Here is a 24376-nt window from a genome sequence, read left to right on the forward strand (position 1 = left end):
CTGCGCAAGCCTGCTGCTCAACTCTCAAGGAAGAAGTGGCCATGGCTGAATGGCTGACGGACCAATTGCCAGAGGTGACCCGCGCGTTCCCGGCCCGATCGCCCCTCCAGACACCGAAGCCAAGCGTTGACCAGCGCCCCGCGCCGAATCAGCTCCGGCGCGGGGTGTTTCTCATTGCTGTCCATTGTTGACCTTGCCGAGCTCCGCCCCGGTCAAAGGTTGCGCCTCTGGATTCGACTGAGTACGGAGTTTCATTGCCTCGACAACCTGCGCACTGGTTTCATCGAGCTGGACACTGGCCGATCCATCGCCGCCGTCCACTGCAGGCTGGGGTTCGTCGACGTAGACCCAGTCTTGTCCCTCGTTCCACGCCCCGCGCATTTCACCGCCTTTGGACAGATTGAAGTAGGTGCGATTGAGTTCAGGGTCTCCTGGCAGCTTGCCTTGTGGAAAGTTTGGCTGGATGGCGTGCAACGCCTTTTCGAACGACATCTGGTGGGCGATCTCGCGACTCATCAGGAAACCCAGCGCATCTTTGATGCCAGGATCATCGGTGACGTTGATCAGCCGTTCGTAGACAATCTTGGCGCGAGCCTCGGCGGCAATGTTCGAACGCAGGTCGGCAGTCGGTTCGCCAATGGTATCGATGTAGGCTGCGCTCCAGGGTACGCCGGCGGAATTCACCAGCGGCGCCCCAGCCCCATACAACAGGCTTGTGATGTGGGAGTCGTTGCCGGCGCCGGTCAGCGAGCGGTAAAGCTCGCCCTCGCTCTCTATGCCTTCGGCCAGGTTGCCCTTGGCCCCCTTGTTGAGCATCACCACGATCGAACCGATGATCTCCAGGTGGCTGAGTTCTTCGGTCGCAATGTCATAGAGCATGTCCTTGCGTCCTGGATCGTCCTCACTGACAGCCTGGGTGAAATAGCGCATGGCTGCAGCCAGCTCACCCTGTGGACCTCCGAACTGTTCAAGGAGCAAATTGGCAAGGCCGGGATTGGGTTGCGCCACGCGCACGGTGTACTGCAATCGTTTGTTGTGCATGAACATAAGCGGGTCCTCATCAACGCATAAGGGCAGCTCGGCTGCCCTTGCGCTTTTCACGGATGACTAGCGGTTGTCGTCACTCTTGCGACCGCCGCCGTGGCTATGCTGTCCACCGACACGCCCCGCTTCGGAGGCTTTCTCACGATCATTGGCGAAGTTGCCGCCCGACACCTGGCCTCCCTTATGGCCAGCTTCGGAGGCACGTTCAGGATCGTTCTTGAAGTTGCCACCGGATGCTTGACCACCTTTGTGACCTGCTTCCGAAGCGCGTTCCGGATCGGTTTTGAAGTTACCCCCAGACACCTGGCCGCCTTTGTGTCCCGCTTCGGAGGCTTTTTCGCGATCGTTGGCGAAGTTGCCCGGATTGGTGTTGGCATTACCACCCTGATTGCCACGATTGTCTTGATTGTTAGCCATGATTGACACCTCATGTCGTTAGTTACACAGAACGGTCTGTGTAAATGAGTGACCGGGGGCAAGCGGCTCATCGTGCAAAAGATTTTGAATGCGGGGACGAAAGGCTCTAATGAACTTGAGTCTTTAATCTTGTAGACACAAACCTGGCGAGCGGGCATATCAGCCACGCTTATCAACGGCCCGAAAGTCTTGTCCAATGACAATCAGGGATGGGCTTGGATTTATGGATTGATGACAACTTAGGTGTACAAACAAGGACTATTTGTACACGTCTGCCGACTGTCCGATGGTGCCGTTTGAATTGGACGGAATACGCACAGGAAGTGATCTACCGCTGACAACAATGCAGAGGGTAGGCAGATGAAAAAAAGAGGCAAGACCTATCGACAGTGGTACGACCCGATCCTGCACCACCAAATCCATGAGGAGACGCTGGACACCGGAGCCTGCCTTGAAGTGCAGGCACGCTTGTCACGTACGGGGGCGACACAGTTGTTCATCGGTGTCTATCGCGCCGATGGCTCCGCGTTATACGAACAAGCCTATCTCCAACGCCCGGGCGAAAACATGAGCCGGGCGTTGGTATGGGGCGTCGGGTATGCCAGGCGCATCGCGATCGAGGGCCAGGCGTTCAATGACGAACGGGTAACAGATCGATAGGCCTGGCCCCGAACACCGGCTTGGCGGGTGCCAGACAGCGCAGGGGCTTTTTCGCAGGCAAGCCTCGCCACCACAAGCAGCGTGACTCAGACGTGGCGTTGCTTGCCCATGCCGCGCGGCAGGCGAGACTGCCCGCTCTGTTCGGCCAGGCGCGCAGCCCAGGCAGCCTTGGCGCTGAAACCGCCGGCACGGGCAGGGGTCTGGACGGACCTGCTCGCCGACTTGTTCACAACCTTGGCAGCGGGCTCCAAATCGGCCGTGACGACCGCCGCCACGACAGGCTCGACAGCAACCTTGGCCGACTTGCGCAGCTCGGCCAGCGAGGGTGTCTTGCGCTGCGCAGCCGCGGCGTCGGGCTTGGTGAACGAGCGCTGGCAGGACTTGCAGGATACGTCGTCGGCCACGGCAGTGCTGACCAGGGTCTGACTGCTGCGCCCACAGGCGGAATCGAGGCCATTGGTGGAATAGTGAGTAACCAAACCGTACTTCTCCGATGCATTGACTATGAAACGGCCGGCATTCTCGCACAGGTGGAAGCGGGTTGCCGAATGCGTGGTCAGCGCTGGATCGGCGACATATGGACTGGCACTTTGCCATAATCCAAGGCATGCTAGGGTCAGTCTGAAATGTGTCTGCGCGAAGGCCAGACAAGGCGAAACGGAGCGAGCAAGCCCAGTGTACTGAAGTACATGCGCATTGCTCGCTCCGTTTCAACGCAGTATGGGCGAGTGCAGATACATATGAGGTTGAGCCTAGCCGCTTTCGTATGTCCGGCCTTATAGTGCGCCACGGCGGCATGCCGCGTGCATGATCTCCCCTGCCTTCGCCAGCCCAATCGCAGGACCAACGCTTGACCAACTTCACCCAACCGCCCATCCAGCGCCCTGCGCCGTCTGCTTCGTTGCGAGGCTCGCTCAAGGGTGCGCTTGCTCTGCTGGCCCTGGTCCTGCTGGGTCTGTTGTTCTGGCAACTGTTCTCGCAGTTCCGCCACACACAGGCCGACTTGCGCCAGCAAAGCGTGGCGACGAGTGCGGAACTGGCCGACCACCTCACCCTGAACATGGCGCTCAAGGCGCAGCAAGCCATGAATCTGGTGCAGCCCTACGTCAAGCCACCGTCACCGGCGGCGTTGCCGGCGCTGCTGCAGACCCTCAGGGGACGCTTGCCGGCCTTGCGCGGCCTGGCCTGGCTGGACAGCAATGGGCAGATCCGCGGCGACAGCCTGCGCGACAGCCCAGACCGTCAAACGATCGACGGCCTGGTGCGCCTGAACCATGGTAATGCCTACTTCTATGGCAATTCGAGCGACAACCAGCTGGTCTACCTGCTGCTGCGCCAGCCCGCCGAACAGGACCGCGGCTACTGGCTGCTGCGCCTGTCCACCGACTACTACCAGGAGCTGACCAGCAAGCTCAACACGCCGATCCACCCGCTCTGGCTGCTGGAAAACAGCCGTGACGGCGCGGTGATCGAGCGCAGCGGTGTCGCCCACGCCAACCCATCGGCACTGCACAGCGTGCTGCTGGCTTTCATCGACAACAGCACCTGGCAGGTCCGCGGCCTGTACGACCCGACCTCGGCCCGCGAGAAACTGTTGCCCGCGCTGCTGGGCAAGAGTTTGCTGGTGCTGTTCTGCGCCCTGCTGCCGGGCCTGGCGTTGATCAACATGCGCCGTCGCCAGCGTGCCTTGCAGGAAGACCGCCGGCGCTATCAGGATATCTTCGAGAGCACCGGCGTGGCCCTGTGCGTGCTCGACCTGTCGAGCCTGCCCGGCCAGCTCGATCGCTACCACCTGCGCAACCTCGCCGCACTCAAGCAAAGCCTGGCACTGGAGCCGGGCCTGCGGCGCAACCTGCTGCAGGAACTGAAGATCACCGAGATCAACGAAGTTGCACGCCAGTTGCTCAACGTGACCTGCAACGAGGGCGCCTGGCAACGGCTGATCGAGGGTAGCGGCGACGGCCGCGAAAGCATCGGCATGCAGTTGCTCGACGCGCTGATCGAGCAGCGCGCACAGTTCGAGCTCGAAGTACGCCTGCCCGCGCCACTGGGTGGCGAGCTGCACCTGTGGCTGATGGCCCGCCTGCCCCAGCAGCGGCGCGACTACCAGGCCGTGATCCTCAGCATCAGCGACATCACCAGCCGCAAGCAGGTCGAACTGTCGCTGCTCGAACGTGAGAGCTTCTGGTCGGACGTCGTGCGTACCGTACCCGACCAGCTCTACGTTCAGGACGTGCACAACCGACGCATGATCTTCAGCAACCGCCACCTGGGACAAACCCTGGGCTACGACCGCTCGGAACTTGCGCAGATGGGCGATCACTTCTGGGAGCTGCTGCTGCACCCCGAGGATGCCGAGCACTACCGCAGCCTGCGCCAGCAACAGCGCGACAGCGGTCACAGCCAGTCACTGCACTGCCAACTGCGCTTCCGCCACCGCGACGGCGGCTGGCGCTGCTACGACATCCGCGAGCAGGTCCTGGCCCGTGATGGCGAAGGCCAGGTCACGCGGATCATCGGTGTGGGCAAGGATGTCACAGTGCAGATCGAGGCCAGCCAGTCGCTGCGTGACAGCGAGCAGCGCTACCGGATGCTCGCCGAAAGCATCAGTGACGTGATCTTCTCCACCGACAACCAACTGCAGCTCAACTACATCAGCCCCTCGGTGCAGACGGTGCTGGGCTACTCGGTGGACTACATCTTCGACAACGGCTGGCCATCGATCATCGCCAACCCCTCCCAGCTCAGCGGCATGCAGACGCTCATGGAGCGGGTCAGCAAGGCGCTGGACGACCGCGAGCAACTGCGCCAGTTGCGCAGCCAGCTGCCGACCCAGATGTTCCTGTTCGACTGCCTGCGTGCCGACGGTCGCAAGATACCCATCGAGCTGCGCCTGGTGCTGGTGTGGGACGACCACGAGCGCTTCGAGGGCGTCCTTGGGGTAGCGCGCGACATCAGCCAGCAACGACGCGCCGAGAAAGACCTGCGCATGGCCGCGACGGTATTCGAGCACTCGACCTCGGCGATCCTGATCACCGACCCGGCGGGCTATATCGTCCAGGTCAACGAGGCCTTCAGCCGGGTCAGTGGCTATGCGCCCGATGAAGTACTCGACCAACGCCCGAACATGCTCACCGTCGAAGGCCAGCAGGACGCGCACCTGGGCTATGTGCTCAAGCAACTGAACCAACGCGGCACCTGGGAAGGTGAAGTGTGGCTCAAGCGCCGCAGCGGCGAGCACTACCCGGCCTGGGTGGGCATCACCGCGGTGCTCGACGATGAGCGCGACCTGGCCAGCTATGTGTGTTTCTTCACCGACATCAGCGAGCGCAAGGCCAGCGAGCAGCGCATCCACCGCCTCGCGTACTACGACGCCCTCACCCACCTGCCCAACCGCACCCTGTTCCAGGACCGTCTGCACACGGCATTGCAGCAGGCCGAGCGGCACAAGTCGTGGGTGGTGCTGATGTTCCTCGACCTTGACCGTTTCAAGCCGATCAACGACTCCCTCGGCCACGCCGCCGGCGATCGCATGCTCAAGGACATGGCCGAGCGCCTGCTGGCCTGTGTCGATGAAGACGACACCGTGGCACGCATGGGCGGCGACGAGTTCACCCTGCTGCTGCAGTCGCGTACCAGCCGTGAAATGGCGCTGAACCGCGCCATTCACGTCGCCGAGAACATCCTCGCCAGCCTGGTGCGGCCATTCGTGCTGGAGAGTCGCGAGTTCTTCGTCACCGCCAGTATCGGCATCGCCCTCAGCCCGCAGGACGGTAACGAGCTGAGCCAGCTGATGAAGAACGCCGATACGGCGATGTACCACGCCAAGGAGCGCGGCAAGAACAACTTCCAGTTCTACCAGGCCGACATGAACGCCAGCGCCCTGGAGCGCCTGGAGCTGGAAAGCGACCTGCGTCACGCCCTGGAGCAGAACGAGTTCATTCTTTACTACCAGCCGCAGTTCAGCGGCGACGGCAAGCGCCTGACCGGCGCCGAGGCGCTGCTGCGCTGGCGCCATCCACGCCGCGGCCTGGTGCCGCCGGGCGACTTCATCCCGGTGATCGAGGAACTGGGCCTGGTAGTCGACGTCGGCGACTGGGTGTTGCGCGAGGCCAGCCGCCAGCTCAAGGCCTGGCACAAGGCCAAGGTGCGGGTGCCGAAGGTGTCGGTGAACATCTCGGCCCGGCAATTCTCCGACGGCCAGCTGGGCAAGCGGATCGCCACTATTCTCGAGGAGACCGGCCTGCCGCCGGCGTGCCTGGAACTGGAACTGACCGAGAGTATCCTGATGCGCGAGGTCAACGAGGCCATGCAGATCCTCGACAGCCTGAAGAACCTGGGGCTGAGCATCGCGGTGGACGACTTCGGCACGGGCTATTCATCGCTCAACTACCTCAAGCAGTTCCCCATCGACGTGCTGAAGATCGACCGTACCTTCGTCGACGGCCTGCCCGAAGGCGAGCAGGATGCGCAGATCGCACGGGCGATCATCGCCATGGCCCACAGCCTCAACCTGGCGGTGATCGCCGAAGGCGTGGAAACGCATGAACAGCTGGAGTTCCTGCGCGAGCATGGCTGCGACGAAGTCCAGGGCTACCTGTTCGGCCGCCCGATGCCGGCCAACCAGTTCGAGGCGCAGTTCAGCAACGAAACCTTGTTCATGTTTCAGTGATCGTGCCGCCACGCAGTCCCTGTAGGAGCGGGCTTGCCCGCGAAAAGGACACCGCGCCGCCTGGCACGGGCTACGCCCGTGTTCGCGGGCAAGCCCGCTCCTACAGGGTGGGCTGCCCCCAAGAAGTTGGACACCAATCCTGCCTCCACCAGGCATCGAAAAAAACGGACTTCGGAGTCAACTAGCGCCCTGCCTCAGCCCAGTCCCCGCGCGGCCTGCAACATGAAGCCCATTGGTCCGCGACTTGATGCCACTTCATATGCCAGCCCCGACCCAATCGGTTAGAATGCCATCCCAATTCAGCCCCGATCCTTGAGGACCGCCATGTTCAGCCGTGATTTGACCATTGCCAAGTACGACGCCGAGCTCTTCGAAGCCATGCAGCAAGAAGCCCTGCGCCAGGAAGAGCATATCGAGCTGATCGCTTCGGAAAACTACACCAGCCCAGCGGTCATGGAGGCCCAGGGCTCGGTTCTGACCAACAAATACGCCGAAGGCTACCCAGGCAAGCGCTACTACGGCGGTTGCGAGTACGTCGACGTCGTCGAGCAGTTGGCCATCGACCGCGCCAAGGAGCTGTTCGGCGCCGACTACGCCAACGTCCAGCCGCACGCTGGCTCGCAAGCCAACGCTGCTGTCTACCTGGCCCTGCTGTCGGCCGGTGATACCATCCTGGGCATGAGCCTGGCCCACGGCGGTCACCTGACCCACGGCGCCAGCGTCAGCTCCTCGGGCAAGCTGTACAACGCCGTCCAGTACGGCATCGACGGCAACGGCCTGATCGACTACGACGAAGTCGAGCGCCTGGCTGTCGAGCACAAGCCAAAGATGATCGTCGCCGGCTTCTCCGCCTACTCGCAGGTCCTGGACTTCGCCCGCTTCCGCGAAATCGCCGACAAAGTCGGTGCCTACCTGTTCGTCGACATGGCCCACGTCGCTGGCCTGGTCGCCGCTGGCGTCTACCCGAACCCAGTACCATTCGCCGACGTGGTCACCACCACCACCCACAAGACCCTGCGTGGTCCACGTGGTGGCCTGATCCTGGCCCGCGCCAACGCCGACATCGAGAAGAAGCTGAACTCCGCAGTCTTCCCGGGCGCCCAGGGTGGTCCGCTGGAGCACGTCATCGCCGCCAAGGCGATCTGCTTCAAGGAAGCGCTGCAGCCTGAGTTCAAGGCCTACCAGCAGCAAGTGGTGAAGAACGCCCAGGCCATGGCCAGCGTGTTCATCGAGCGTGGCTTCGACGTCGTTTCCGGCGGCACCGAAAACCACCTGTTCCTGCTGTCGCTGATCAAGCAGGAAATCTCGGGCAAGGACGCTGACGCCGCACTGGGCAAAGCCTTCATCACCGTGAACAAGAACTCGGTCCCGAACGACCCACGTTCGCCGTTCGTCACCTCGGGCCTGCGCTTCGGCACCCCAGCCGTCACCACCCGTGGTTTCAAGGAAGCCGAGTGCCGCGAGCTGGCCGGCTGGATCTGCGACATCCTCGCCGACCTGAACAACGAAGCGGTGATCGACGCCGTTCGCGAGAAGGTCAAGGCCATCTGCAAGAAGCTGCCGGTGTACGGCAACTGATTGGCAATCGCCTGATGTGAAAAAGCCCGGCCTTGTGCCGGGCTTTTTGCTGATGTCTTGAGGCCCTGTCAGCCGGCCAAGGCGGCAAAACCCTCGCGTATGCTGTCTTGCGGCAGCTCATCCCCGATGAACACCATCACGCTTTCGCGCGCCTCGCCCTCCTTCCACTCGGCATCCCAGTCAAAGCCATACAGCTTGAGCACGCCCTGGAACACCAGCCGGCGGTCCTCGCCTGCGATGTTCAGTACTCCCTTGTAGCGCAGCAATTGCTTGCCGTGCTCTTCCAGAAGCTCGTTCATGAAGTCGCTGAGACGGTCGATGTCCAGCGGCTTTTCCGTGCGCAGCACAAGGGTGGAGATACGGTCCGGGGTCGCGGGCCTGAGCACCGGGCGCAGGGTCGGCCTCGAGCTCAGTCCCAAGTCCGGGTTGAGATTGAAACCGCGCACATCGAGCAGCTCGGCCAGGTCGATACGGCCATGCTCGACCACGCGAATCTGTGCACGGCCATTGATCCGTGCCAAACGCTCGCGCAGCGCGTCGACCACGTCTGCTTCGACCAGGTCCGTCTTGCTCAGCAGCAGGCGATCGGCAAACCCGACCTGGGCCTGGGCGATGGTCTGGGTCAGGTGGAACTCGGCATGCTTGGCGTCCACCAGGGTGATGATGCCGTCGAGGATATAGCGCTCGCGCAGCTCCTCGTCGATGAAGAAGGTCTGCGCCACCGGCGCCGGGTCGGCGAGGCCGGTGCACTCGATTACCAGACGATCGAAGGCGATTTCACCGGCATCCAGGCGTTCGAGCAGCAGGTACAGGGCACGGGTGAGGTCGCCATGGATGCTGCAGCACACACAACCGTTGGCCAGGGTCATCACCTGCACCGGTTCGTCGCCCAGCAGCTGGCTGTCGATGCCCGCCTCGCTGAATTCGTTCTCGATCACGGCGATCTTCAGGCCATGCTCGGCCTTGAGCATGTGCTTGAGCAGGGTGGTCTTGCCAGCACCGAGAAAGCCAGTGAGCACGGTGACGGGAATGGGGGTATGCACGCGTTTGCCTCCATTGAAGCCGAAAATGACTGTGGGAGCCCGATTGCGCGGGCTCCCACAGGTTCAAGCAGGGTGCAGGCTCAACAGCACTTGGGGCCGGCTTTGCCGCCATAACGAGCTTCCTGGCGCTCCTTGAAGAAGTCCTCGTAGCTCATCACCGGCTTGTCCGGATGCTTGTTCTGCATGTGCTCGACATAGGTGTCGTAGTCGGGCATACCAACCATCAGTCGGGCAGCCTGCCCCAGATACTTACCCAGTCGCCCCAGGTCGTTGAACATCGCTGCAATCCTCTCAAGCGTCAGGCAGGGCCTGGAACGGGGTTTCCTTGTCGCTGCGCTCCTTGCGACCCAAGGCGGCGATGCCGACCTTGATGGCGAAGAACAGTACGCTGAACACCACCACCAGGAACAGCACGGTGAGACCGGCGTTGGTGTAGGCGTTGAAGATCACGTGCTGCATCTGGCCGATGTCCTTGGCCGGTGCCAGGACCTGACCGGCATCCAGCGCGGCGCTGTACTTCTTGGCCAGGGCCAGGAAGCCGACCGCAGGGTTCGGGTCGAACAGCTTGATCAGGCCTGCGGTGGTGGTGCAGATCAGCAGCCACAGCGCTGGCAGCAAGGTGACCCAGATATAGCGCTCGCGCTTCATCTTGATCAATACCACGGTGCCGAGCATCAGCGCGATACCGGCCAGCATCTGGTTGGAGATACCGAACAGCGGCCACAAGGTGTTGATACCGCCCAACGGGTCGATCACGCCCTGGTACAGCAGGTAGCCCCACAGGGCCACGCAACCGGCGGTGCCGATCAGGTTGGCCGTCCACGACTCGGTGCGCTTGAGCGCTGGCACGAAGCTGCCCAGCAGGTCCTGCAGCATGAAGCGCCCGGCACGGGTACCGGCATCCACGGCGGTCAGGATGAACAACGCCTCGAACAGAATCGCGAAGTGGTACCAGAAGGCCATGGTGTTTTCACCCGGCAGTACCTGGTGGAGGATCTGCGCGATCCCCACCGCCAGCGTCGGCGCACCACCGGCACGCGCCAGGATGGTGTGCTCGCCGATGTCACGGGCAGTGGCCTCGAGCTGCTCGGGGGTGATGGTGAAGCCCCAACTGCTGACGGTCTGCGCCACCGACACGACGTCGGCACCGACCACGGCGGCCGGGCTGTTCATGGCGAAGTACACACCCGGCTCGATCACCGAAGCAGCGACCATGGCCATGATGGCGACGAACGACTCCATCAGCATGCCGCCGTAGCCGATGTAGCGGGCGTTGGTTTCGTTGTCCAGCAGCTTGGGCGTGGTGCCCGAGCTGATCAGGGCATGGAAGCCGGACACCGCGCCGCAGGCGATGGTGATGAACAGGAACGGGAACAGGGTGCCCTTCCACACAGGCCCCGTACCGTCGGTGAACTGGGTCAGGGCCGGCATCTTCAGCTCAGGCGCAATGATCAGGATACCGATGGCCAGGCCAATGATGGTGCCGATCTTGAGGAAGGTCGAGAGGTAGTCACGCGGTGCCAGCACCAGCCACACCGGCAGCACGGCGGCGACGAAGCCATAGCCGACCAGCATCCAGGTGATCTGCACGCCGGTGAAAGTGAACGCCGGGCCCCACACCGGATCGGCCGCGATCACGCCACCCAGCCAGATCGATGCCAGCAGCAGCACCACGCCGATCAGCGAAATCTCGCCAATGCGACCCGGGCGGATGAAGCGCATGTAGATGCCCATGAACATGGCGATCGGGATGGTCGCCATCACCGTGAACATGCCCCATGGGCTCTCGGCCAAGGCCTTGACCACGATCAGCGCCAGCACCGCGAGGATGATGATCATGATCAGGAAGCAGCCGAACAAGGCGATGGTGCCCGGAATGCGGCCCATTTCCTCACGCACCATGTCGCCCAGCGAACGGCCGTTACGGCGGGTGGAGAGGAACAGGACCATGAAGTCCTGCACGGCCCCTGCCAGTACAACGCCGGCAATCAGCCAGAGCGTACCGGGCAGGTAGCCCATCTGCGCGGCGAGCACCGGACCGACCAGCGGGCCGGCGCCAGCGATGGCGGCGAAATGGTGACCGAAGAGGATGTGCTTGTTGGTCGGGACGTAGTCCAGGCCATCGTTGTTGAGTACCGCCGGAGTAGCCCGGCGCGGATCGAGTTGCATCACCTTGGTGGCGATGAACAGGCTGTAGTAGCGGTAGGCGACCAGGTAGATGGCCACAGCCGCAACCACGATCCACAAGGCGTTGATGGCTTCACCGCGACGCAGGGCGACCACACCCAGCGCACAGGCTCCTATGACTGCCAGCGCCAGCCACGGAATGTGACGTAGCAGGCTGTTATTGTTATTCATGGCATGCTTCCAGCTAAGTGGTTGGAATAGACAGCTCACTGAGTCTAGGGCCTGCTTGCCAGCTTTACCATATCGAATTGCACCCTGCCCGCGCCGCCCTAGAGCGGCGCGGGCAGGGTGCGAAAAGCGACCTGATATTTCTACCAGTTGTGCCGTAGCCCAGGCCGCCCGAATATTTCGACATCGCTGATCGGACAGAGATGTCGCAATGAAGAACCGTATCCGGGCCATACAAATCGGCTTGCTCGTGCTGTTGGCGGCAGGGATTCTGTTCGCGCTGCTGGCCCGCAAGGAGCCGCTGGTGACCCCCACGCCGCGCCAGCACGCAGAACAACCCAGCACCCGTTAGGGCACGCAGGCTGAATCGCATCAGTCGCCGCCAGGCCGCGACAAGCGTGGCTGGTCTATAGTCAGATCAACTGACGAGGATCCGCCATGACACATCCCTCTGGAACTGACGAGCGCAGGCGCTTCCAGCGCATCGACTTCGACGCCCCCACCGAACTGCGCCAAGGCGACCGACAGTGGCCTGTGAAACTGCTCGACCTGTCGCTCAAAGGCCTGCTGATCGAACGGCCAGCGCCCTGGGACGCAGACCTGACCCAGGATTTCGATGCGCTCATCCACCTCGACAAAGAGGTCACGGTCCGTATGCAGGTGGAATTACGCCACGAAGAACCCACTCGGCTGGGTTTCGTCTGCCTCTATATAGACGTTGACTCGATGACCCATCTGCACCGTCTTGTGGAACTGAACCTGGCCGACAGCACCGAAATGATGCGCGAGCTGCGCGAACTTATCGAAGATTGAAATCTTTTAGCTTGCTAAGAACATGACCGACCCGCATTTCCTGCCTACCTAGACAGCTTTTCACGGGCTGCCGAGCTTTTTGTACACACCCTTCTAAACCGCCTTTCCCATGTTGGAACGCTATCTGCATTGCGGTCAGAGACACCGCCCTGCCGGATCTGCGGCTGCCCAGATCAAAATATTGTATACAATTTATCTGGCAATATTTTATCGGAGCTGTCTACAGTATCGGCACAACAATAAACAGAGAGCCTGCTCCAATGACTACGTCCACCAGCACGTCTCCTGCCAAGCGCCCCGAGGACGAAAACCTCGGGCTTGGTGCCAATCTGGCTTATGGCCTGCAGCATGTCCTGACCATGTACGGAGGGATCGTCGCCGTGCCACTGATCCTGGGTCAGGCCGCCGGCCTGGCCCCGGCGGAGATCGGCCTGCTGATTGCCGCATCGTTGTTTGCTGGCGGACTGGCCACCCTGTTGCAGACTCTGGGCCTGCCGTTCTTCGGCTGCCAGTTGCCACTGGTGCAGGGCGTGTCGTTCGCTGGCGTGGCCACCATGGGCGCGATTCTCGGCAGCCAGGGCGGCGGCGGCCTGCCGGCGGTGCTGGGCGCAGTCATGGCAGCATCGCTGATCGGCTTTCTGATCACTCCGGTGTTCTCGCGGATCACCAAGTTCTTCCCGCCGCTGGTGACCGGCATCGTCATCACCACCATCGGCCTGACCTTGATGCCGGTGGCCGCGCGCTGGGTGATGGGTGGCAACAGCGCCTCGCCGGAGTTCGGCAGCATGGCCAACATCGGCCTGGCGGCGCTGACCTTCGCCATCGTCCTGCTGCTGAGCAAGCTGGGCAGCGCCAGCATCTCGCGCCTGTCGATCCTGCTGGCCATGGTTGCCGGCACGCTGATCGCCTGGACACTGGGCATGGCCGATTTCAGCAAGGTCGGCGAAGGCCCGATATTCGCCTTCCCTACCCCGTTCCACTTCGGCATGCCGACGTTCCACATCGCGGCGATCCTGTCGATGTGCATCGTGATCATGGTGACCCTGGTAGAGACCTCGGCGGATATCCTCGCGGTCGGTGAGATCATCGACACCAAGGTCGACTCCAAGCGCCTGGGCGACGGCCTGCGCGCCGACATGGCATCGAGCATCCTGGCGCCGATCTTCGGCTCCTTCACCCAGAGCGCGTTCGCCCAGAACGTCGGCCTAGTGGCCGTGACCGGGGTGAAGAGCCGCTACGTGGTGGCCACGGGCGGGGTGATCCTGGTGGTGCTTGGCCTGCTGCCGATCATGGGCCGGATCATCGCCGCAGTACCCACCCCGGTCCTGGGCGGCGCGGGCATCGTGCTGTTCGGCACCGTGGCGGCGAGCGGCATCCGTACCCTGTCGAAGGTGAACTACAAGAACAACGTCAACCTGATCATCGTGGCGGCCTCGCTGGGCTTCGGCATGATCCCCATCGCCGCGCCGAGCTTCTACCATCAATTCCCCAACTGGTTCGAGACCATCTTCCACTCGGGCATCAGCTCGGCGGCGATCATGGCGATCCTGCTGAACCTGATCTTCAACCACTTCAAGGCCGGCAATTCGGACCAGCAGTCGGTATTCGCCGCCGGGTACGAGCGCACCATCCAGTATTCGGACATCTCGGTGCTGCGCGATGGCGACTACTTCAAGGACGGCAAGCTGTTCGATGCCGATGGCAATGAAGTGCCAGTGATGGACATCGATGAACACGGCGAACAGGTGCTCAGACGCAAGGCGGTGGCGGAGCACTGACCAGGATGCCATACCTGTAGGAGCGGCGGTTCGGCGCCCCGACTTGCCCGCGAAAATGACACCGCGGTGCCTGGCACGGGCTACGCCCGTGTTCGCGGGACAAGTCGCAGCGGCGACACCGCCTTCAACCGCGCGCCACGAAGTACCCGTTCAATATCTCCACGTCCTTGGCATCCAGTACCCCCGCCAAGTAGCGCAACTGCACCCAGGCCCGCAGGTACTCATGCCGGGCCTGGGCCAGATCACGCCGCGCTCCGTACAGCTGCTGCTCGGCATCGAGCACATCGAGGTTGACCCGCTCTCCCCCCTGCACGCTGCGCCGAGTCGCCTCGACCAACGCACTGGCCGCATTCACCGCCATCCCGTAGGCGCGGATCTTCGCGGTGCTGCTGGCGCACAGGTTGAACTGGCGACGCAACTGATTGAGCGTGTCGCTGACCTGCGCATCGACCTGGAACTGCAAGCCATCTCGCTCCGCCTGTGCCTGGCGCACCCGCGCCGATACACCGCCACCGGCGAACAGCGGCACACTCAGTTGGATGCCAACACTGTCGGTGTCATAGCGCTGGTTGTAGGTGCTTTCCGAGCTCGAACTGGAAATGCCCTTGCTCACGTAGGCACTCAAGCTCGGCAGGTGCCCTGCACGCTGACGCTCCACACCTTGGTCAGCGACATCCAGGGCATGTCGCTGGCTGGCCAGCTCGGCGTTATGCGCCACGGCCAGGTCGCGCCAGGGCTCGAAGCGCGCCGGTACCAGCGGCTGCACGGCGAGTGACGGCAACATCGGCGCAAGGTCTTCGGCACTCATCGCCTCGCCGGTGATCGCCTGCAGGCTGCGCAGCGCCGCGTCGAGGTTGTCGCCAGCCTCGATCTCCTGGGCCTGGGCCAACTCGTAGCGGGCACGGGTTTCCAGCACGTCGGTGCGGGTGCCCTCGCCATTCTTGAGCAGGCGCTCGTTGAGCTGCAGTTGCTCGGCGTAGGTGCGCCGCTGGGCCTGGGCCAGGGCAATCTGCTCGTCGGCGAACAATGCTTCGCTGTAGGCCGAAAACACCCGCACCATCATTTCCTGGCCGCGACCGCGCAGGCGCTCGTCGGCCAGCGCAGCCTGGGCCACGCCGCGGCGATAGTCGCTCCATACGGCGTAATCGAACAACGGCTGCTGCAAGGTCAGGGTCGAGCTGTAGCTGCGGTAATCGCGCTGGCTGGTGACATCACCGAGCTGGCTGCGCTGGGTCACTTCCGAGTCGTTGCGGGCACGGTTGTAGCGGTAGGAAAGATTCGGCAACAGCCCCGCGCGACCGATGGCGAGGTTCTCGACACCCGCGTCGCGCTCGGCGATTGCCGCGTGCAGGGTCGGATCGTTGCGCAGGGCCAGGGCATAGGCATCGCTCAGGTCCAGGGCTTGCGCTGGCAGTACCAGGCCCGACAACACGCCCGACAATACCGTGGGCAACAACAGGCGCATCGGCTCACTCCTCGCTCAGGGCGATATGCCCCCGGTCGGCCAACGGCTTGAACAGGTAGCTGAGCAGCGAGCGCTCGCCACTGCGCACGAAAGCCTCCACCGGCATACCGGGGCGAATGTCCAGCCCAGCAAGCTGCCGCGCGCCGTCCTCGCTGACCTTGATGCGCACCTGGTAATACGGCTGCTGGGTCTTTTCATCGAGCAGGCGGTCCGCCGAGACCAGGCTTACCTCACCTGCCACCCGTGGCGTGGTGCTCTGGTTGAAGGCGACGAACAGCAACTCCACCGGCAAGCCCGGCCGCAAGCGGTCGACCAGCTCCACCGGCGCCCGAGCATCGACCAGCAACGGCGCATCGCTAGGGACGATTTCCATCAACTGCTGACCGCGCGCGATCACCCCGCCGTTGGTGAACACACTCAAGCCCACCACGGTACCGGCGACCGGCGCACGCACCTGGGTGTGGGCCAGGTCGAACTCGGCGCTGCGCAGGCGGTTGCCCAGGTCTTCGGCGCTGGCCTGGGACTCGCTCAACTGCTGGCGCACCTCGTTCTGGAATTCCTGACGGCGCTGGCTGGCACGCAGTTTCAGCTCCTGGACCTGGCGCCGGGTGCGACCGATATTGCCAAGGTCTTCGGCAATCGAGCCGTTGACCTGCGCCAGCAGGCGCTCGCTGTCGAGCAGACGGTTGCGCGGAATGTAGCCGTCACGGGCCAGCTCGCGCAGGCCGCGCAGTTGCTCGTCCAGCGCGACGCGCTGGGCCTGTTTGCTGCTCAGCGAGCCTTGCAGGCCACTGAGCGACGCCTCGGCCCCGGCGATACTTTCGCTCACACCCGCCAACTCCAGCTCCAGCGCCTGGGCGCGGCTGCTGCGCAATTGTCGCTGGGTCTCCAGTACCGTCGCCACCCACGGCGTGGCGGCCTCCTCGAGCAGGTCGGCGGCAAAGGTCACGCCGGGCGCTGAATCGCGCTCGGCCAGCAGACGTGCCTCCATGGCCCGCGCATTCACGTACTGCACCTGCAATGAACCGCGCTGGGCCTGGGCCTGGGTCGGGTCGAGGCTGAGCAGCACCTGGCCTGCCTGGACCTGATCGCCGTCGCGCACCGCAAGCTGCCCGATCACCCCTCCGGTGGGATGCTGAACCGCTTGCCGACTCCCTGCCACCACCACGTTGCCGCTGACCGGCACGCCCTTGTCCAGCGGCGCCAGCGCCGCCCACAACAGGAAGCCGCCAAAGCCTGCCAACACCAGCCAACGCCCGGCCTTCGCCGGGCCTCGGGCATCGTCGCGCAGTTGATGAACCTTGTCAGACGCAGCGCCAGACGCGCGGGTAAACAACGGGTGCACACTCATGCTCAAGATCTCTGGCCGCCCTGGTTGAAGCTGTAGGTCACGCCGCTACGCGCCGCGGAGGGTGGTGCGACGCTGGGGGCTGCAGGACGGGCCGCAGCCTGAAGTACCCGTGCGGTCGGGCCGAACTGCTGGATCACGCCGCCGTGCAGCACCAGCAGCTTGTCCAGCCCCAACAGCAGGCTCGACTTATGGCTGATCATCACCAGCGTGCGCCCCCGCGCCTTGAGCTCGGCGAGCGCCGCCAGCAAGGCGCGCTCACCGGCCTCGTCGAGGCTGGCGTTGGGTTCGTCGAGCACCACCAGCGCAGGCAAGCGATACAGCGCCCGGGCCAGGCCGATCCTTTGCCGCTGTCCACCGGACAGCCCCGCGCCACCTTCGCCCAGCAACGTGTCGTAGCCCTGCGGCAGTTGCAGGATCAGCTCGTGCACACCGGCCAACTGCGCCGCTGCGACCACCTCCGAGGCGTCCACCGAGCCAAGCCGGGCGATGTTGTCGGCAATGCTGCCGGCAAACAGTTGCACGTCCTGCGGCAGGTAGCCGATGTGCTCGCCGAGCGCCTGGCGATCCCACTGGGCCAGCGCCGCACCGTCGAGGCAGACCTTGCCCGACTCAGGGTTCGCAGCCCCTACCAACAGGCGGGCCAGGGTCGATTTTCCAGACCCCGAGGCACCGATCAACCCCAGAGACTCGCCGGCCGCCAGCTCAAAATCGATACCACTCAGGCAGACCCGCTGCCCGCCAGGCACCCGGGCATGCAACTGCTCGACCCGCAGCCGCCCCTGTGGCGCAGGCAGCGGCATCGCACTGGCCAACGGTGGATAACGGCGCAACAGCAAACCCAGCCGCTCGGCGCTCTGGCGCGCTGAACCCCACTGGCGCCACACGCCAATCAACTGATCGATCGGCGCTAGCACCCGCGCCATCAGGATGGAACCGGCGATCATCATCCCCGGACTGATCAGGTGCTCCAGCGCCAGCCAGGCCCCCAGCCCAAGCACCAGCGACTGCAATGCCAGGCGCACGCTCTTGGACACCGCAGTTATTGCCGCGCTGCGCTCGCTGCCCAGGTTCTGCCGGGCCAGGAAGCCATGGTGCAGCAGGTTCCAGCGCTGGCGTACGGCGCCAAGCATGCCCATGGCGGCGATCGCCTCGGCATTGCCCAGGTTGCCCGACGCCTGCTGCATCGCCTGCTGCGACAGCCGCCCGGCCTCGATGAACTCGCCATGGGTCAGGCGTTCGTTGAGCCAGGCAAGCCCGGCCAGCAGCAGCGCCCCGACCACCGCCAGCAGGCCCAGCCACGGGCTGAACAGGAAGATCACCAGCAGGTACAGCGGAAACCACGGCGCATCGAAGAAGGCGAACAACGCCTGGCCGGTGGCGAACTGGCGCAACTGGGTCAGGTCGCCCAGGGCCTGCTGGGCGCTACCTTTGTGCCCGTCGAGGCTGGCCTGGTATGCGGCATCGAACACCCGAGGGTTGAGCTGCAGGTCCATGCGCGTGCCCAGGCGGATCACCACCAGGCTGCGCAGCCATTCCAGCACGCCCATGAAGGCGAACAGGCCCAGCACCATCAGGCTGAGCATCAGCAAGGTCATCTCGTTGCCCGACGACAGCACCCGGTCGTAGACCTGCAGCATGTACAGCGCCGGCGCCAGCATCAGCACGTTGGCCACGGCGGTGAACAGGGCGATATTGCCCAGCCCACCCCGGCAGGACTTGAGGACCTGCCACAGTTCATCGGCGGCGGCGTTGCGCGGTGTACTCATCGCTGACCTCGAAGGGCGAGGCGGCGTCGCCATTGACCTGGCAGCCGCCACCTCGCAGAATTTCGCGGCACCCCGGCCTGGGCCCGACAAGACACGGGCCAGGGTGCATGCAACAGGGCCAATGACAGAGCGATCTGCCATTGGCCTTTTTCATGCCTGGCGTCAGGCAGCCAGGGCCAGGTCTTCAGGCAGTGCCTGGATACCCACGGCTTCGGCAGCCGCAACGTTCGCAGCACCACCACTCAGTGCCGCGGCAATGGCGTCGAAGGTGCTGTCGGTCGACACGCCGTAGCTGGCCAGCAGGTTGTCCAGCACGCCTTCCAGCGCCGAGGTGTTGCCCTGCATCAGGCCGTAGATCACGCCCTGTACTTCGTTGCCGGCACGGCCGGCACCCAGCGCGGCATCCAGGTCCAGGCCGTTGAAGCTGACCACGTAGTTGCTCAGGCTGAAATCGCTGCCGCCGCCACCGCCGAGCACTTCGCCCAGGCTGACGTTGTCCAGCGAACCCCACAGGTAGTGGTTCAGGTTGTCGCCCGGCGCCTTCAGCGGATCGAAGACGTAGTGCAGGCCGTTGGAGGTGTCGGAGTCGGCGATGAAGGCGTAGTCCGAACCGTTGGCGCCGTGGGTGGCGTACTGGTCGCCATCACGGCTGCCGTTGCTGAAGCCGCCGGTGTTGCTGTAGCCGTGACCGGCAGTGACGAAACCTGCGCTCCAGAAGGCCAGGTAGTCGTCGACGGTGGCGCTGCCGAATGCTGGATCGTAGGTGACGGAAATAGTCATGACGGTTCCTCTGTGCTGCTTGGTTTGAACGAAGGCGTCTTGCCCTCGTGTTGCCCGGAGTGGGCGAACGCAGGTGTTTCAGAATCGGTATTCGAGCATGCCGCTCAGGGTCCGGCCGCGGGCCAGGGACAGGTTGTTGACGTCGCCCATGGCAACGAAATAGGCCTCGTCGGTGGCGTTCTCCAACGACAGCGCAAGGTTCAGGCTGGGGGTCATCCAGTAGCTGGCGTACAGGTCGTAGACCTTGTATTTGGGCCACATGGCCTGGTCGATCTGGCTGTAGCCGTGGGTGTCGAGGTTCTTGCCGTTACCCTCGCTGTAGCGCAGGCGCATGCCGACATCCAGGGTCTTGTCGAGAAAACGCATGCCCAGGGTCAGCGAGCCACGATCGGCCGGCATATAGGAGGCATTGCCCATGATGTCGCCGCAACTGACGCGGTTGTTCTCGGTGGCATTGGCCTCGGCGCGCGAGACCCGCACCGGCAGCATGATGATGCGGCTGCCGACCTGCACCGGGCGCAGCACGGTACCGGCGCTGACCAGTTGCTGGGCGCCGCCGAGGTAGAACTGGTTGGAGCAGAAGTCGTTGCTGCCGATCATGTGGGTGTAGCTGAGCTGGCCGTAGTAATCGCCGGCGTCGTAGTCGAGGCTGTATTCCACGCCACGAAACTGTGTGGTCTCGAGGTTGTTCTGGTACACCGAGCGGCCCAGGGCGATGCCCGATACGCTGGAGCCCGGCAGGCTGGCGTTGGTGTCGAGAAACGAGAAGTTGTCGATACGGGTGTCGAAGTAGGCGATCTTGGCGGCGAAGCGGTCGCCACTGCGCAGCAGCGACTCCTTGAAGATGTTCAGCCCCAGCTCCCAGTTGTGCGACTCCTCGGCCTTGAGGAAGGGGTTGGGATAGACCATCTCGTTGCCACCGCCATGCGGGCGGCCGCTCATGTACGCCTCGGTCACCGCCGGCGGACGCCAGCCACGGCCCCAGCGGGTGTATACCTGCAGCCAGTCCAGCCCCGGCTTCACGGCGATACCGAAGGTCGGTGAGAAGCGGCCTTCTTCGCGGTCTTCCTCGAACAACAGGTCGGTGCGCTGACGGCGCAGGTTGGTCTCGGTGACACCCTCGGGGTACATCCAGGTCGTGACGCCGGTCTTGCCGGTCAGGCGATAGCGGTCATAGCGCAGCCCGGCATCGACCACCAGCCAGTCGTCATGCTCGTAGCTGAGGTTGCCGAACAGGCTGGCCATGACCCGCTTGCCCTTGGGGTTCGCGCCCTGCACGTACGGCAGCGACTCGGTCTCGTTGACCGCGGCGATACGGTTGGTGCTGGGGCGGAAGGTATCCTGGAAAGCCTCGCTGCCATAGTTGAACGTGAGGCTGTCGGCCTGGAACAGGTGCCAGCGCGAGGTGTTCTGCAGTTGCAGGCCCCAGGTGTCGGTCTGGTAGCGATCGGTGTAGTCCTCGACACGGTTGCCGCTGTTCTCGGACGAGGCGTTATTGGCGTTCCAGCGATCCTGGCGGGTGGTGACGTAGTAGAGCTTGGCCTTGAAGTCGATCAGCTCGTTAGGGTTGAAGCTGTAGTCCAGGGCCGCGTTCCTGGCGTTGATGTCGTTGGTGCCGGTGACGCGGTAGTAGTAGTCGTGGCTGCCGGCGTCCTTCACCGTCCAGGCGTCCTTGCTGTCGGTGTCGGTCTCGAAGTAGCTGAACTGCAGACGCTGCTCATCGGGCAGGTTCAGGCCGAGCTTGAAGATCTGCGAGCGGGTCACGCTGTCCATGCCGCCGACTTCGCCGTTGAGCCAGCTCTTCCAGGCCTGACGGTCTTCGAGCTTGCCGCGCATCTGGGTGCCGAGGTTGCCGGCGTTCTGCGTGCCGCTGCGGTAGTCGCCGAAATGCCGCTCGCTGTGGCCGACCAGGATGTCGCCGACTTCGTTGCCCACGGCGAACAGCGCACTGCCGTTGAAGTAGGTGCCGTTGCCCAACTCGCCAATACCGTGCCCGGCGCGCAGGCGGCCGCCGACTTCCTTGCCAGGAGCGAGCAGGTCGCGGGCGTCGAGGGTGGCGAAGCTGGCGATCCCGCCGATCACCCCGGCGCCGCCCATACCGGCGGAGGTGCCTTTGTCGATCTCGACGTTCTGCACGAACTCGGGGTCGATGAACATCACGCCGTTGCGCTGCTGATGGCCATTGACGCTGAAGTTCTGGCGCATGCCATCGATGTTCATGTTGACCCGGCCATAGTCCTGCACGCCGCGAATGTTCACCGAGAGCCCGGGGTCGCGCTGGTTGACCGCGGTGTATACCCCGGCGGTCTGCTCGAGCATGTCGGCGGCGTGGCGCGGCGGGCGCTGGTCGATCTGCTTGCGGGTGACGACGCTGACCGAGCGCGGGGTCATGTAGACCCAGTCGCCGTCACGGGTCGATTCGACATGAGTGGCACCCAGCTCCAGCGCCTGGCCATCGGCCTCCACCCGCTCCAGCCCTACCTGGCCGGCCGCACTGAAGCGATAGCGTACCGGGGTGCCCTGCAGCAGTTGGCGCAGGCCGTCTTCAGCGGCATGCGCGCCGTGCAGGCCGGCGCTGTTGAGCCCGGCCAGCTTGCGGCTGTCGAAGAACACCTGCACGCCCGACTGCTCGGCGTAGGCCAGTACGGCACTGTCGAGGGCCTGGGCCGGGATGTCGAACTGGATCATCTGGCGGCTGGCGGCATTGGTCGCTGGCGCGGCGTGCGCCATGCCGATCCCCATCGGCATGGCACAGGTGCCCAGGACCAGGCTGCTGGCCAGGGCGAGGCGACCGAAAGGTCGAAGGGTCTGTTGTCGTGGCGTGGTCACTGCGAAGGCTCGTCTGTTGTTGGTGTTTTCTAGTAATGAAAATCAATCTCAACAATCAGACGTGCGGGGGTGGAAAAGTCAGTAAGGGGAAATGAAAAAAGATTTTGCGGGGGCTGGAGGGGTGCGCGATCACCGGCATGGCCGGTGCCATACATGGTGGTGTTCTTTTCGCGGGCAAGCCCACTCTTACAAAAATCAGTGGAGTACCTGTAGGAGCGGGCTTGCCCGCGAAAAGCCCACCACCGAGCAAAGATCAGTAGATCAAGGTCAACCCAGGCAGCTCGAGCCGCTGCGCCTGCAGCTCATCGCTCAACACTCCGCCAACCGCCGCCAGTTGGTCAAGGCGAAACACCCCGCTTACCTCGCGCTGCGCCAACTGCGAATCCACCACCATCAAGCGCCCCGGACGATAGCGGTTGAGCCGCGCCACCACCTCGGCCAGCGGCTGACGCTCGAACACCAGCACCCCACGCTCCCAGTCGGTGGCGCGCTGCAGATTCTGCTCCGGCCAGGGCCGCACACCACTGGCGTGGTCATAACGCACGCTCTGCCCCTGTTCGACCACCTGATCGGCACGGCCACGCGCTGGCGGCGTCAGCAGATCGACGGCCACGCGATGCTCGAGCATCCCGACCCAGCCGCCCTCGCCCGCCTGCCCCACCACGAAGCGCGTGCCCAGCGCGCGAGTGGTCGCCCCGGCATACTCGACCACGAACGGTCTGCGCTCCTGCGCCGACACCGGCGCGGCGCTGAACACCGCCTCCCCCGCCAGCAGGCGCACACGCCGCTCGCGGTCGTCGAAGGCCAGAGTAATGGCGCTGCGGCTGTCCAGGTCGACCAGGCTGCCATCGGGCAACGTCACGCGGCGTACTTCGCCGGCCGCGGTGATGTAGTCGGCACGCCAGTCCAGCAGCAACTGCGGCGCCTGCGCGACGCCAAACGCCACCACCAGCAGCGCAGCTGCTGCGGTCATCGCCCGGCGCAGGCGCGAACGTCGAGGCACTGGCCGGGCCAGGGTGGAGGGCGATGCGCGGCGCACAGGCGGCGCGATCTGCGCCAAGGCCCCCAGGTCGGCCCAGGTCGTGCGGGCGAACTCATAGGCCTGGGCATGCCGCGGATCGGCGGCGCACCACTGCTCCAGCGCCCGCTGCTGCTCATCGCTCAAGGGGCCGGCACTGTCGCGCACCGCCCACTCGGCGGCCTGCTCGCGAATCGCTTGCTCGGGCTGGTTCTCGCTGCTCACACGGTTCTCTCGCGATCTGGTTATGTCTGGGCTGACGTCTGAAGGGGCAATTGTCAGTAAACCGCTCGTCATCCACCGTCCTGCAGGCACTGCATCACATAGGCCAGGGCCTTGGCCAGATGCTTCTGCACGGAGCTGTCGGAAATCCCCAGGTGGCGGGCGACCTCGGCGTGGGTCATGCCTTCCAGGCGGTTGAGACGAAACACCTGCTGGGTGCGCTCGGGAAGCTCTTCGAGCATGGTTTGCAGGCGCCGCAGATGCTGCTCGCGCGCCGCCTGCTCCTCAAGCCCCGGGCGTTCTTCGACGATGCCTTCGAGAGCCTCGTGGGGTACCGGGTCGGTCTTGCGCCGCTGCTGCTGGCGCAGGTGGTCGATCATCAGGTTGTGCGCCGTGCGGTACAGGTAGCCCGGCGTGTTTTCGATGGTTTCCTGGCGCTGCTGTTCGGCCAGGCGCAGGAAACTTTCCTGCACCAGATCGGCAGCGAGCTGCGGATCGCGCACCTTGCGCGTCAGCAGCCCCTGCAGGGTTTTCGCATGCTTGATGAACAAGCGCTTGAGGTCGGACTCCGCCACACGCACTCCA

19 protein-coding genes and 1 pseudogene are annotated in these 24376 nt (G+C 64.0%); 6 read left to right on the forward strand and 14 right to left on the reverse strand.

Features of this window, described 5'->3' with window-relative positions:
- Positions 1 to 171 precede the first annotated feature (171 nt).
- The 3 genes and pseudogenes from ACMGGG_RS19870 to ACMGGG_RS19880 form a co-directional block, all read right to left on the reverse strand.
- The gene (locus ACMGGG_RS19870; protein WP_054894057.1) at positions 172 to 1047 is read right to left on the reverse strand and encodes a manganese catalase family protein; all 876 of its coding nucleotides are present in this window, start codon (positions 1045 to 1047) and stop codon (positions 172 to 174) included.
- Between the two features lie 60 nt (positions 1048 to 1107).
- Positions 1108 to 1215, reverse strand: a complete 108-nt coding sequence (locus tag ACMGGG_RS19875; RefSeq protein ID WP_231100338.1) for a general stress protein — start codon at positions 1213 to 1215, stop codon at positions 1108 to 1110.
- Positions 1201 to 1461, reverse strand: a pseudogene (locus ACMGGG_RS19880) (general stress protein); the annotation flags it as partial. The gene ACMGGG_RS19875 and the pseudogene ACMGGG_RS19880, both read right to left, overlap by 15 nt.
- A 360-nt stretch (positions 1462 to 1821) precedes the next feature.
- On the opposite strand from ACMGGG_RS19880, the gene ACMGGG_RS19885 reads away from it, so the two are divergent.
- A complete protein-coding gene (locus ACMGGG_RS19885; RefSeq protein ID WP_414154260.1) occupies positions 1822 to 2121 on the forward strand; it encodes a hypothetical protein in 300 nt (99 codons plus the stop codon).
- Between the two features lie 86 nt (positions 2122 to 2207).
- Here the strand turns inward: ACMGGG_RS19885 and ACMGGG_RS19890 are convergent, their stop codons facing one another.
- The gene (locus tag ACMGGG_RS19890) at positions 2208 to 2600 is read right to left on the reverse strand and encodes a hypothetical protein (RefSeq protein ID WP_414154261.1); all 393 of its coding nucleotides are present in this window, start codon (positions 2598 to 2600) and stop codon (positions 2208 to 2210) included.
- 371 nt (positions 2601 to 2971) lie between these two features.
- Between ACMGGG_RS19890 and ACMGGG_RS19895 the strand changes: the two genes are divergently transcribed.
- A complete protein-coding gene (locus ACMGGG_RS19895) occupies positions 2972 to 6793 on the forward strand; it encodes an EAL domain-containing protein (RefSeq protein ID WP_414154262.1) in 3822 nt (1273 codons plus the stop codon).
- 324 nt (positions 6794 to 7117) lie between these two features.
- Positions 7118 to 8371, forward strand: coding sequence for a serine hydroxymethyltransferase (glyA, locus tag ACMGGG_RS19900; protein ID WP_054894053.1), 1254 nt, complete (start codon positions 7118 to 7120; stop codon positions 8369 to 8371).
- Between the two features lie 68 nt (positions 8372 to 8439).
- On the opposite strand, the gene yjiA is transcribed toward glyA, so the two are convergent.
- From yjiA to ACMGGG_RS19915, 3 genes are all read right to left on the reverse strand, one after another.
- Positions 8440 to 9414, reverse strand: a complete 975-nt coding sequence (yjiA, locus tag ACMGGG_RS19905) for a GTPase (protein ID WP_414154263.1) — start codon at positions 9412 to 9414, stop codon at positions 8440 to 8442.
- Positions 9415 to 9494: 80 nt separating this feature from the next.
- Entirely contained in the window at positions 9495 to 9692 is a 198-nt protein-coding gene (locus ACMGGG_RS19910; protein ID WP_054894051.1) for a YbdD/YjiX family protein, read from the reverse strand.
- Between the two features lie 13 nt (positions 9693 to 9705).
- Positions 9706 to 11772 (reverse strand): carbon starvation CstA family protein, encoded by a 2067-nt coding sequence (locus ACMGGG_RS19915; RefSeq protein ID WP_063546133.1) that lies wholly within the window; start codon positions 11770 to 11772, stop codon positions 9706 to 9708.
- A gap of 208 nt (positions 11773 to 11980) precedes the next feature.
- Here ACMGGG_RS19915 and ACMGGG_RS19920 point away from each other — a divergent pair, with 208 nt between their 5' ends.
- From ACMGGG_RS19920 to ACMGGG_RS19930, 3 genes are all read left to right on the forward strand, one after another.
- Positions 11981 to 12121 carry a hypothetical protein gene (locus ACMGGG_RS19920; protein WP_155738234.1) on the forward strand — a complete coding sequence of 47 codons (141 nt, stop codon included), beginning with the start codon at positions 11981 to 11983 and terminating at the stop codon, positions 12119 to 12121.
- An 86-nt stretch (positions 12122 to 12207) separates the two neighbouring features.
- Entirely contained in the window at positions 12208 to 12582 is a 375-nt protein-coding gene (locus ACMGGG_RS19925) for a PilZ domain-containing protein (protein ID WP_063546134.1), read from the forward strand.
- A gap of 260 nt (positions 12583 to 12842) precedes the next feature.
- A complete protein-coding gene (locus ACMGGG_RS19930) occupies positions 12843 to 14360 on the forward strand; it encodes a nucleobase:cation symporter-2 family protein (RefSeq protein WP_414154264.1) in 1518 nt (505 codons plus the stop codon).
- Between the two features lie 124 nt (positions 14361 to 14484).
- Here the strand turns inward: ACMGGG_RS19930 and ACMGGG_RS19935 are convergent, their stop codons facing one another.
- The 7 genes from ACMGGG_RS19935 to ACMGGG_RS19965 form a co-directional block, all read right to left on the reverse strand.
- Complete coding sequence (locus tag ACMGGG_RS19935; protein WP_112899174.1) at positions 14485 to 15825, reverse strand: TolC family outer membrane protein; 1341 nt, start codon at positions 15823 to 15825, stop codon at positions 14485 to 14487.
- Between the two features lie 4 nt (positions 15826 to 15829).
- A complete protein-coding gene (locus ACMGGG_RS19940; protein ID WP_414154265.1) occupies positions 15830 to 17176 on the reverse strand; it encodes an HlyD family type I secretion periplasmic adaptor subunit in 1347 nt (448 codons plus the stop codon).
- 2 nt (positions 17177 to 17178) lie between these two features.
- On the reverse strand, positions 17179 to 18942 hold the full coding sequence (locus tag ACMGGG_RS19945; RefSeq protein WP_414154266.1) for a type I secretion system permease/ATPase: 1764 nt from the start codon (positions 18940 to 18942) through the stop codon (positions 17179 to 17181).
- A 162-nt stretch (positions 18943 to 19104) separates the two neighbouring features.
- Positions 19105 to 19722, reverse strand: a complete 618-nt coding sequence (locus ACMGGG_RS19950; RefSeq protein WP_054894045.1) for a heme acquisition protein HasA — start codon at positions 19720 to 19722, stop codon at positions 19105 to 19107.
- Between the two features lie 78 nt (positions 19723 to 19800).
- Entirely contained in the window at positions 19801 to 22470 is a 2670-nt protein-coding gene (locus tag ACMGGG_RS19955) for a TonB-dependent hemoglobin/transferrin/lactoferrin family receptor (protein ID WP_414155827.1), read from the reverse strand.
- 334 nt (positions 22471 to 22804) lie between these two features.
- Entirely contained in the window at positions 22805 to 23794 is a 990-nt protein-coding gene (locus ACMGGG_RS19960; protein WP_414154267.1) for a FecR family protein, read from the reverse strand.
- A 68-nt stretch (positions 23795 to 23862) separates the two neighbouring features.
- Positions 23863 to 24366, reverse strand: coding sequence for an RNA polymerase sigma factor (locus ACMGGG_RS19965; RefSeq protein WP_063546141.1), 504 nt, complete (start codon positions 24364 to 24366; stop codon positions 23863 to 23865).
- Between the last annotated feature and the right edge of the window lie 10 nt (positions 24367 to 24376).

The sequence above is a fragment of the Pseudomonas sp. BNK-44-b genome (assembly GCF_047456245.1).
Lineage (GTDB): Bacteria > Pseudomonadota > Gammaproteobacteria > Pseudomonadales > Pseudomonadaceae > Aquipseudomonas > Aquipseudomonas machongensis.

Coding starts and splice junctions, on each gene's coding strand:
- ACMGGG_RS19925 (WP_063546134.1), top strand. CDS start 12,208: ATGACACATCCCTCTGGAACTGACGAGCGCAGGCGCTTCCAGCGCATC.
- ACMGGG_RS19870 (WP_054894057.1), bottom strand. CDS start 1,047: ATGTTCATGCACAACAAACGATTGCAGTACACCGTGCGCGTGGCGCAA.
- ACMGGG_RS19935 (WP_112899174.1), bottom strand. CDS start 15,825: ATGCGCCTGTTGTTGCCCACGGTATTGTCGGGCGTGTTGTCGGGCCTG.
- ACMGGG_RS19950 (WP_054894045.1), bottom strand. CDS start 19,722: ATGACTATTTCCGTCACCTACGATCCAGCATTCGGCAGCGCCACCGTC.
- glyA (WP_054894053.1), top strand. CDS start 7,118: ATGTTCAGCCGTGATTTGACCATTGCCAAGTACGACGCCGAGCTCTTC.
- ACMGGG_RS19955 (WP_414155827.1), bottom strand. CDS start 22,470: ATGCCGATGGGGATCGGCATGGCGCACGCCGCGCCAGCGACCAATGCC.
- ACMGGG_RS19940 (WP_414154265.1), bottom strand. CDS start 17,176: ATGAGTGTGCACCCGTTGTTTACCCGCGCGTCTGGCGCTGCGTCTGAC.
- ACMGGG_RS19885 (WP_414154260.1), top strand. CDS start 1,822: ATGAAAAAAAGAGGCAAGACCTATCGACAGTGGTACGACCCGATCCTG.
- ACMGGG_RS19910 (WP_054894051.1), bottom strand. CDS start 9,692: ATGTTCAACGACCTGGGGCGACTGGGTAAGTATCTGGGGCAGGCTGCC.
- ACMGGG_RS19915 (WP_063546133.1), bottom strand. CDS start 11,772: ATGAATAACAATAACAGCCTGCTACGTCACATTCCGTGGCTGGCGCTG.
- ACMGGG_RS19945 (WP_414154266.1), bottom strand. CDS start 18,942: ATGAGTACACCGCGCAACGCCGCCGCCGATGAACTGTGGCAGGTCCTC.
- ACMGGG_RS19920 (WP_155738234.1), top strand. CDS start 11,981: ATGAAGAACCGTATCCGGGCCATACAAATCGGCTTGCTCGTGCTGTTG.
- ACMGGG_RS19930 (WP_414154264.1), top strand. CDS start 12,843: ATGACTACGTCCACCAGCACGTCTCCTGCCAAGCGCCCCGAGGACGAA.